The sequence below is a fragment of the Neisseria benedictiae genome (genome assembly GCF_958267435.1).
In the GTDB taxonomy this organism is placed as follows: Bacteria; Pseudomonadota; Gammaproteobacteria; order Burkholderiales; family Neisseriaceae; genus Neisseria; species Neisseria bergeri.
The window spans coordinates 26,644-36,331 of the sequence record NZ_CATQFV010000028.1 but is presented as its reverse complement, the minus strand read 5'-3'; the positions used below and the strand labels follow the sequence as shown (position 1 = coordinate 36,331).

General features: G+C 51.7%; 7 protein-coding genes and 1 tRNA gene. 6 read left to right on the top strand and 2 right to left on the bottom strand.

From position 1 onward, the window contains the following. The first annotated feature begins 165 nt into the window (after nucleotides 1-165). Nucleotides 166-241 (top strand) — tRNA-Glu (locus tag Q3O12_RS03635). 1,023 nt (nucleotides 242-1,264) lie between these two features. After that, complete coding sequence (gene thiD / locus Q3O12_RS03630; protein WP_301669385.1) at nucleotides 1,265-2,071, top strand: bifunctional hydroxymethylpyrimidine kinase/phosphomethylpyrimidine kinase; 807 nt, start codon at nucleotides 1,265-1,267, stop codon at nucleotides 2,069-2,071. 49 nt (nucleotides 2,072-2,120) lie between these two features. Here the strand turns inward: thiD and tehB are convergent, their stop codons facing one another. Then, nucleotides 2,121-2,990: an SAM-dependent methyltransferase TehB gene (tehB, locus tag Q3O12_RS03625; RefSeq protein WP_301669384.1), complete on the bottom strand. Its 870-nt coding sequence runs from the start codon at nucleotides 2,988-2,990 to the stop codon at nucleotides 2,121-2,123. Between the two features lie 112 nt (nucleotides 2,991-3,102). On the opposite strand from tehB, the gene rnhA reads away from it, so the two are divergent. The 3 genes from rnhA (at nucleotide 3,103) to Q3O12_RS03610 (ending at nucleotide 5,599) form a co-directional block, all read left to right on the top strand. Further along, entirely contained in the window at nucleotides 3,103-3,540 is a 438-nt protein-coding gene (gene rnhA, locus Q3O12_RS03620) for a ribonuclease HI (RefSeq protein ID WP_301669382.1), read from the top strand. A gap of 427 nt (nucleotides 3,541-3,967) precedes the next feature. Then, nucleotides 3,968-4,372 (top strand): HIT family protein, encoded by a 405-nt coding sequence (locus tag Q3O12_RS03615; RefSeq protein ID WP_301669381.1) that lies wholly within the window; start codon nucleotides 3,968-3,970, stop codon nucleotides 4,370-4,372. Nucleotides 4,373-4,411: 39 nt separating this feature from the next. Next, nucleotides 4,412-5,599 carry an LD-carboxypeptidase gene (locus Q3O12_RS03610; protein WP_301669379.1) on the top strand — a complete coding sequence of 396 codons (1,188 nt, stop codon included), beginning with the start codon at nucleotides 4,412-4,414 and terminating at the stop codon, nucleotides 5,597-5,599. Between the two features lie 102 nt (nucleotides 5,600-5,701). On the opposite strand, the gene Q3O12_RS03605 is transcribed toward Q3O12_RS03610, so the two are convergent. Then, nucleotides 5,702-7,957 (bottom strand): nitric-oxide reductase large subunit, encoded by a 2,256-nt coding sequence (locus Q3O12_RS03605; protein WP_301669378.1) that lies wholly within the window; start codon nucleotides 7,955-7,957, stop codon nucleotides 5,702-5,704. Between the two features lie 381 nt (nucleotides 7,958-8,338). On the opposite strand from Q3O12_RS03605, the gene nirK reads away from it, so the two are divergent. Then, the gene (nirK, locus tag Q3O12_RS03600) at nucleotides 8,339-9,511 is read left to right on the top strand and encodes a copper-containing nitrite reductase (protein ID WP_301669377.1); all 1,173 of its coding nucleotides are present in this window, start codon (nucleotides 8,339-8,341) and stop codon (nucleotides 9,509-9,511) included. Nucleotides 9,512-9,688 lie beyond the last annotated feature (177 nt).

Here is a 9,688-nt window from a genome sequence, read left to right as displayed (position 1 = left end):
GAAAAAAAAAAAAAAAAAAAAAAAAAAAAAAAAAAAAATACAATTAGTTTGTTGATATTTATAGATTTTATATATTTAAACCGGCAGAAATTTACATTTCCGCCGTCGGTTTTACGCAACAGGCTTGACAAGTTTCCGAAGCCTTGTAAAATAACGCACCTTCACGCGCCCATCGTCTAGAGGCCTAGGACACTGCCCTTTCACGGCGGCAACCGGGGTTCGAATCCCCGTGGGCGTGCCAATTCAAAAACCTGCTTGTTTTAAGCAGGTTTTTTTCATTATAAGTCGTCATTCCCGCAACCTTTCGTCATTCCCGTAATTTTTTGTCATTCCCGCAATTTTTCGTCATTCCCGTGAAAACGGGAATCTAGAACCTCTAAATTTTCAGATAACCTTTGAATATTTCCGCCGCCCCGAAGGTCTGGATTCCCACTTTCGTGGGAATGACGGTGGACGGATGCCGTCTGAAACTTTGTCATTCCCACAACCCTTTGTCATTCCCGCAATTTTTCGTCATTCCCGCGAAAGCGGGAATCTAGAACTTCTGAATTTTCAGACGACTTTTGAATATTGCCGCTGCCCCAAGGGCTAGATTCCCACTTTCGTGGGAATGACGGTGGGCGCGAATGCCGTCTAAAACTTCATCATTCCTGCAACCCTTCGTCATTCCCGTGAAAACAGGAATCTAGAACCTCAAACTTTCAGATAATCTTTGAATATTGCCACTACCCCAAGGTCTGGATTCCCACTTTCGTGGGAATGACGATTTGGAAATTACCCGAAACCCAAAAACAACTGAAACCGAACACACTGGATTCCCGCCTGCGCGGGAATGACGGAATTTTAGGTTTCTGTTTTTGTGGGAATGACGAATAAAGCGTGCCGGTTTATACTCGCCGCAACACGTGTTCAGACGACATTGCCCTCTTTTTTCATTATCAGTGGGTGTGGCAACTGTATTTTTCACCCCGTCGGGCAAAAATACAGTTGCTACGATGCACCCCGCCGCCCTGCCCTGTGCCTTGTCCTGCAATACAACATATAATGCACCACAAACCCCGCGCTGCGGTTTTCAGACGGCATCGCTGTGCTTTTTTACAGGCAGTAGCCCTTTTTATCGGACGCAATATTAAGGTTTCAACACACAGGACGACACATAAAGCACCGCCCTATGTGCCGTCCTGATTCGGAAGGGGTTACACCCCTTCCAAACAAAGTCTGACTCTACCACAAAGGGCGGGGTTTCAACCGAAAAGGAAACATAATGAAAGGCTCTTTCGTACAGTCCCTAAGCATCGCCGGTTCGGATTCGGGCGGCGGTGCGGGCATTCAGGCGGATTTGAAAACGTTTCAGATGCGCGGCGTGTTCGGAACGTGCGTCATCACCGCCGTTACCGCGCAAAATACTTTGGGCGTGTCGGCGGTTCATCTCGTCCCGACCGAAACCATCACCGCACAAATCCAAGCAATCAGGGAAGACTTCGACATCCGTGCCTACAAAATCGGTATGCTCGGCACGGCGGAAATCATCGAATGCATTGCCGACAAGCTGAAACACTGCAGCTTTGGCAGGCGCGTACTCGACCCTGTGATGATTGCCAAAGGCGGTGCGCCGCTGTTGCAGGATTCCGCCGTTGCGGCACTGACGCGCCTGCTGCTTCCCGATACGGATGTATTGACCCCCAACCTGCCCGAGGCGGAAGCCCTGACCGGCGTGCATATCGAAAACCGTAAAGATGCGGAACGTGCGGCAAAAATCCTGCTTGATTACGGTGTCAAAAATGTCGTTATCAAAGGCGGACATTTGAACGACAGCAGCAGCGGACGCTGCACGGATTGGCTGTTTACGCAAAACGAAACGCTGGAATTCGACAGCCCGCGCTTTCCGACCGCTCACACGCACGGCACGGGCTGCACGTTTTCCGCCTGCATTACCGCTGAGTTGGCAAAAGGCTCGGACGTTTGCAAAGCCGTACAGACTGCCAAGGCCTACATCACGGCGGCAATCTCAAACCCTTTGGAAATCGGCGCGGGACACGGTCCGGTCAATCATTGGGCGTATCGGGACTAGACGTAAAAATGCCGTCTGAAACAAAATGTTCAGACGGCATTTTTGAGGATTATTCAGGCTTTTTCGCCAGCATGGTTACAAATTTAAACCGTATCGGATTGCCGTTTTCGTCTTTGGCGTGCATCGCGCCCAATTCTTCTTTATATTCGACCAGCTCCCAATCCCGATAATAATCCTTCAGCTCGCCCTCTTTAAATTTGAAGGGGAACGGCATCGGGCAGGGGAAATCCGCCGTATCCATTGCCGACACAATCAAATTGTACCCGCCTGCCGCCGTATGCGCCTGCATATCGGCAATCACGTCAGGCACGCGCTGCGGCATCAGGAACATCAGCACCACCGTTGCCACAATATAATCAAACTCGCCCTGAAGGGCGGCGGCATTCAAGTCATATTCCAGCGTGCGGACGTTCAAACCCTCCGCCTCTGCCAGCCCCGCCACGTTTGCCAAGGCGGCGGGATTGCAATCGGCGGCGGTTACGTCAAACCCCTTCAAGCCGAGGAACAGCGCGTTGCGCCCCTGTCCGCACCCCATATCCAACGCCCTGCCCGCCGGTACGGTATCCTGAGCCGCCGCGACCGCAGAATGCGTGGCACTCATCCCATATTTTTTGTGAAAATAATCTGCCGCCGCACAATACATCGACAAACGGATTTCGGCATCGTCCGTTTTCGGTTTGACCGAAAACACCTGCTGCGGCGCAAACACGCAATCGCCGCCGCCTGCCGACCAAACCTCCGCCGCCCCGTCCTGCGTGCGGACTTCGACATCGCCCTGCAACACATTCAGGCAGACCCACTCCCCTTCCTCGGACGAATAACCCGACAACAAAACTTCCGGCAGGTTTTCCACTTTCCATACAGGCATTTGTCCGAAGCAAAACAACTCGCCACTTTGACCCACTATCCGCTCCTTCATATTCAAAAATAAAGTTGCACATTATATGCCTATTTCAATCCGCCGCAATCTTTCAAACGGCACGGCGCGCAAACCGCTTATAATCACGCCGGACACCACACAAAGGCACGATATGGACACACCCGTTTACCTCTACACGGACGGCGCGTGCAAAGGCAATCCCGGCCCGGGCGGCTGGGGCGTGTTGATGCGCTACGGCAGCCGCGAAAAAGAACTTTTCGGCGGCGAGGCGCAAACCACCAACAACCGCATGGAGCTGACCGCCGTCATCGAAGGGCTGAAATCGCTCAAACGCTGCTGCACCGTCATCATCTGCACCGATTCGCAATACGTTAAAAACGGTATGGAAAACTGGATACACGGCTGGAAGCGCAACGGCTGGAAAACCGCTGCCAAACAGCCCGTCAAAAACGATGATTTGTGGAAAGAACTCGACACACTGGTCGGACAGCATCAAGTCAGTTGGACTTGGGTGAAAGGACACGCGGGACACGCGGAAAACGAACGCGCCGACGATTTGGCAAACCGTGGCGCGGCGCAGTTTTCCTGACTGCCGCACCGACAAGAAAATGCCGTCTGAAAATTTAAAAGGTCTAGATTCCCGTTTTCACGGGAATGACGAAAAGTTGTAGGAATGACGGGATTTTAGGTTTCTGATTTTGGTTTTCTGTTTTTGAGGGAATGACGGGAATTTAGTAACCGTAGCAATCGCCTGCGCGACGGCTAAGGGGCTTCGACAACCATAGCAACTGCATGCGCGGAAATAACGGTCAATGGGCATCAGGCGACATCTCTTGCCTGCCGCTAAAACAGTTTGCCGCACAACTGTTCAAACGCATCCGATATGTTTCAACACACAGGACGACACATAAAGCACCGCCCTATGAAGTGGTACAATTAGCGGCAATGCGGACAGACAGATTGAAATATTAAAAATTGCCCTACCGTTTTTTAAACACTTTCAGGAATAAGGAAAAATGACCGCCCAACCCTGCCCCATCTGCACGGCGCAAAATGAAGACGTTTTACTGCAAACCCCCAAGCTGCGCGTCATCGCCGTCCATAACGACAGCGGTTCGCCTGCATTCTGCCGCGTCATTTGGCGTAAGCATATTGCCGAAATGACCGACCTTTCGGCTGCCGAACGCGATGAATTGATGGAAATGGTGTACAAAGTCGAAGCCGCTATGCGCCAAGTGTTCCGGCCGGCAAAAATCAACCTCGCCAGCTTGGGCAATGTCGTGCCGCACCTGCATTGGCATATTATCGCCCGCTTTGAAAACGATGCGTCTTTCCCCGCGCCGATTTGGGCAAACCCCGTCCGGAAACACGGCATGACCCTGCCGCAAGATTGGACGGAACAGCTTAAAAAGCTGCTTTAAGCCCGCCGATGCCGTCTGAAACCGTATGAAAGGGAAATTATGACCGAACCAACCTCCCGCCGCCGTTTCCTGAAAACCTGCACCGCCGCCGCAGGCGCGGGACTGCTCCAGGCTTGCGGTACTGCGCCTGCTTCAAAAAATGCCCCATCCGCGCCCTCTCACCCTGTTGCGAAAGCCCGAACCGTGTACCCCAAACCACCACGCCATTCCAACTCTGCCGACAATCTTCTGCGTATTGTCGCCTCCTCAGGCTTTGCCGAAGACATCAACCGCGTCAACACAGCCTTAACCCGCCTTTACAATGCGGGTTTTACCGTAACCAACCAACAGGCGGGCAGCCGCCGTTTTCAGCGGTTTGCAGGCACGGACGCACAACGCGCGGCAGATTTCCAAGAGGTCGCCTCCGGCCGCGTTGCCACGCCTAAAGTTCTGATGGGTTTGCGCGGCGGTTATGGTGCGGCACGCATTCTGCCGCATATTGATTTTGCCTCACTCGGCGCAAGAATGCGCGAACGCGGTATGCTGTTTTTCGGCTTCAGCGATGTTTGCGCCGTCCAGCTGGCACTCTTGGCAAAAGGAAATATGATGAGTTTTGCCGGTCCGATGGCATACAGCGAATTCGGCAAACCCTCCCCCAGCGTGTTTACAATGGATGCCTTTATCAAGGGGGTAACCCAAAACCGCCTGACCGTTGATGTTCCTTATATCCAACGCGCCGATGTCGAAACCGAAGGCACGTTGTGGGGCGGCAACTTAAGCGTCCTCGCCTCGCTCGCCGGTACGCCTTATATGCCCGACATCGACGGCGGCATTTTGTTTCTCGAAGATGTCGGCGAACAGCCCTACCGCATCGAACGTATGCTCAATACGCTGTATCTTTCGGGTATTTTGGGCAAACAACGCGCCATTATTTTCGGCGATTTCCGTATGGGCAATATCCGCGATGTATACGATTCGTCTTATGATTTTTCTACCGTGGTTAACCATATTTCGCGTACGGCAAAAATTCCTGTGCTGACAGGTTTCCCATTCGGACATATTGCCGACAAAATCACTTTCCCCTTGGGCGCGCACGCCCGAATCCGTATGAACGGAAACGGCGGTTATTCGGTCGCGTTTGAAGGCTATCCGACACTGGATGCGTCCGCCCTGTCTTTAGACACCCTGCTCCCACCGCCGGATTTGCCTATCTTCCCCGAAAGCGGTGTTGCCGATATTTCGGAATAAACCCGCAAACGGACAAATGCCGTCTGAAGCCTTCAGACGGCATTTTCCTGTAAAAAAACTGCACCTGATAACAGGTGCAGTTTCCAATATTCAAACTAAAACTTATTTGTCTCGGCTGAATACAATTTTAGTAGCTTGAATAGCAACGCATACTGCACCGCCAATGAAGATCAAGTCAGCTGCCGTACGTACCCAACGCAAGGTATCGAGGATTTCCATTTGCAGGAATTCTTCACTACGTGCATACCACAAACCGTGAGTAATAGAGGCATATGCTTGAATAGCACCGACAGGCAGCAGGCTGATAACAATCATGCCGACCAAACCACCATTGAGCAACCAGAAGCCCCAAGTCATCAGTTTGTCGTCAAACTGCGCGTTCGGTTTCAAATAACGGGCAACCAGCAATACGAAGCCCAATGCCAAGAAACCGTACACACCGAACAAGGCGGCGTGCGCGTGAACGGCAGAAGTGTTCAAACCTTGAATATAGAACAGGGAAATCGGCGGATTGATCAGGAAGCCGAATACGCCGGCACCGATCATATTCCAAAAGGCGACTGCCACGAAGCACATCAGCGGCCAACGCAGGCGTTTCGCCCAGTCGGACAGGTGTTGGTAAGACCAGTGTTCGTATGCTTCACGGCCCAGCAACACCAGCGGCACGACTTCCAAAGCGGAGAAGCAGGCACCGATTGCCATAGAGGCGGAGGTAGAGCCGGAGAAGTACAGGTGGTGCAGCGTACCAGGAACGCCGCCCAACATAAAGATGGCGGCAGCGGCCAAAGTGGAGGCAGTGGCGGTACTGCGGCGGACAAAGCCCATATTGTAGAAGACAAAGGCAAAGGCGGCAGTGGCAAATACTTCAAAGAAGCCTTCCACCCACAGGTGAACCACCCACCAACGCCAGTATTCCATAACGGCAATCGGGGATTTTTCACCGTAGAACAGGCCCGGCGCGTAGAACACGCCCACGCCGACCATAGAAGCGACAAAGATTGCCAGCAGGTTTTTGTCCACGCCTTTTTCTTTAAAGGCGGAAATCGTGCAACGCAGCATCAGGAACAGCCACAACAACAGACCGACCATCAGCAGAAGTTGCCAGAAACGTCCCAAATCGAGGTATTCGTAACCTTGGTGTCCGAACCAGAAGTTAAATTCCGGGGGAAGGATGTGCGTCAACGCGAAGAAGTTGCCCGCGTAAGAACCGCCGACCACGATGAAGAGGGCGATATAGAGGAAGTTCACACCGGCACGTTGGAACTTGGGATCTTTGCCGCCGTTGACAATCGGCGCGAGGAACAAACCTGCCGTCAAAAAGCCGGTTGCAATCCAGAAGATAGCGGATTGGATGTGCCAAGTACGGGTCAGGGCGTAGGGGAACCAGTCGGACATTTCAAAGCCCAACGCCTCATCGATGCCGTAGAAACCTTGACCTTCGACGGTGTAGTGCGCGGTCAGACCGCCCAGCAATACTTGTACCACAAACAGGGCAACTGTCAGGAAGACGTATTTGCCCAATGCTTTTTGCGAAGGGGTCAGTTGGATTTTGGAAATCGGGTCTTCAGACGGCACTTCCACTTCCTCGTGTTTGGTCAGGAAGGAATAACCCCACATCAACAAACCGATGCCCATCAAGAGCAGTACAACACTGGTAAACGACCACATGTAGTTTTCAGTAGTCGGTACATTGTTGATCAAAGGCTCGTGCGGCCAGTTGTTGGTATAAGTGAACGTCTCGTCAGGACGGTTGGTCGAAGCAGACCAAGAAGTCCAGAAGAAGAAGTCGAACAGTTTTTCACGCGCTTCTTGGCTTGGCAATGTATTGTTTTTCATTGCAAAGTGTTCGCGGGTGGTTTGCAACTTGGGATCGTCGCCGTAAACGCCGTGATAATAAGGCAGGATGCTTTCGATGGCTTTCACGCGCGTATCGCTGATGACTACAGAACCGTCTTCCTTCACACGGCTTTGGTTGCGGTATTCGTCAGCCAGTCGGGTTTTCAGAACGGCTTGTTCTTCAGGGGAAACTTCATCGAATTTTTTGCCGTAAGTCTGTTGCGCGGTCAAATCCAACCAGGCGGACAACTCACGATGCAGCCAGTCGGCCGTCCAGTCCGGAGCCTGATATGCGCCGTGACCCAGAATCGAACCGACTTCCATACCGCCGGTACTCTGCCACGCAGACTGACCTGCCAAAATATCGTCTTTCGTCATCAGCACTTTGCCTGATGCGGAAACGACCTGTTCGGGGTAAGGCGGGGCTTTCTTATAAACCTCGCTGCCCATATAGCCAAGAATGGTAAAGCATACCGCCAGAACGGCAAACAGCAAGTACCACAGCTTCTTGTACTGTCCCATTTTAAGAGCTCCTTTTAATAAAGCAGTTGTTTAAAATTCACAGAATATGAATGTTAAAGATTGTAGCACGGTTTACCGCGCAAATAAACATTTGTTCAAACAAACTCACATATAAAACAAATACATATATGATAATAACTATCATTATTCTTTACTCGGAAATTACCCTGCCTTTGCCTGCTCTGCCGAAGCCCCTAGCAAATCAGTCTATTCATTGTAATTTTTAGTAGTTATAAAGTATTAGAAGTGTCATTTTAAGTTCATATTTATTGAATTACTTGACCTAAATCAAAATATACATAGGTAAGCAACCGCATAATCACATCAGTTCTTAACCAATCCTTTCAGGACAATTTACTTTTCTTACAAAAGGAAAACATCATGAAACGCCAAGCCTTAGCTGCAATTATCGCTTCTATGTTTGCTTTAGCCGCCTGCGGTGGCGAACAAGCTGCTCAAGCCCCTGCCGAAACCCCTGCCGCTTCCGCAGAAGCCGCAAGTTCCGCCGCACAAGCTGCCGCCGAAACGCCTGCAGGCGAACTGCCCGTCATCGATGCAGTTACCACCCACGCTCCTGAAGTACCTCCTGCAATCGACCGCGACTATCCTGCCAAAGTACGCGTAAAAATGGAAACCGTCGAAAAAACCATGAAAATGGACGACGGGGTGGAATACCGCTACTGGACATTTGACGGCGACGTTCCGGGCCGTATGATCCGCGTACGCGAAGGCGATACGGTTGAAGTCGAATTCTCCAACAACCCGTCTTCTACCGTTCCCCATAACGTCGACTTCCACGCCGCAACCGGTCAGGGCGGCGGTGCAGCCGCAACCTTTACCGCCCCGGGTCGCACTTCCACATTCAGCTTCAAAGCCCTGCAACCGGGTCTGTACATCTACCACTGCGCCGTTGCGCCGGTCGGTATGCACATCGCCAACGGTATGTACGGTCTGATTTTGGTCGAGCCTAAAGAAGGCCTGCCGAAAGTGGATAAAGAGTTCTACATCGTCCAAGGCGACTTCTACACCAAAGGCAAAAAAGGCGCTCAAGGCCTGCAACCGTTCGATATGGACAAAGCCGTTGCCGAACAGCCTGAATACGTCGTATTCAACGGTCATGTAGGTTCTATCGCCGGCGATAACGCGCTGAAAGCCAAAGCAGGCGAAACCGTGCGTATGTACGTCGGTAACGGCGGCCCGAACTTGGTGTCTTCCTTCCACGTCATCGGCGAAATCTTCGACAAAGTTTATGTTGAAGGCGGCAAACTGATCAACGAAAACGTACAAAGCACCATCGTTCCTGCCGGCGGTTCTGCCATCGTCGAATTCAAAGTCGACATCCCAGGCAGCTACACTTTGGTCGACCACTCCATCTTCCGCGCATTCAACAAAGGCGCGTTGGGGCAATTGAAAGTAGAGGGTGCGGAAAACCCTGAAATCATGACTCAAAAATTGAGTGATACCGCTTACGCCGGCAGCGGCGCGGCTCCTGCCGCTTCCGCTCCCGCAGCTTCTGCTCCTGCAGCCTCTGCTCCTGCAAAAAGCGATTACTAAATTGAACACCCATTTTTAGGCAAACGAACCACTGCCGCCGTACTTCATTACGCACGGCAGTGGTTTTTTAACAACCAATCTTTCCTTTCGGAAGATTGATTCTTCAGACGGCATTCGCGGCTTTTTGTTTAAAATGCCGTCTGAAAAATCAATTTTAACTGCCTGTCAGGAGGCATG